The sequence below is a fragment of the Janibacter sp. CoH_79_TC_3 genome (assembly GCF_058197955.1).
Genome location: NZ_JBXWIV010000204.1, coordinates 1 through 236 on the forward strand (window position 1 = coordinate 1; position 236 = coordinate 236).

The window sequence follows — 236 nt, forward strand, 5'->3', positions numbered from 1 at the left end:
ATTGTGCCACCGCTCTCGCCTTTTCGGGTGCCTCAGCGGCATCCACCAGTCCTTGCTCCACAAGATAGCCAAACTCAATGTCCATCTTCTTCACGAGTAAATCGTGGAAATTGTCGTTGGGAAGAATGTGGCGCACCTTGGCAAGTTCACGCTCAGCCATCACATACGCCTCGCGGAACTGCTCCAGCGACACATTCACACCTGCTTTCTGGTAACCGTCCCAGATTACCCAGCTC

The 236-nt window shown here is 53.8% G+C and carries 1 protein-coding gene; it reads right to left on the bottom strand.

Annotated features, from left to right (window positions below):
- Positions 1–236 (bottom strand): hypothetical protein (locus tag AC2FA3_RS15640; RefSeq protein WP_490510401.1); only part of this gene is annotated, 236 nt, incomplete at both ends.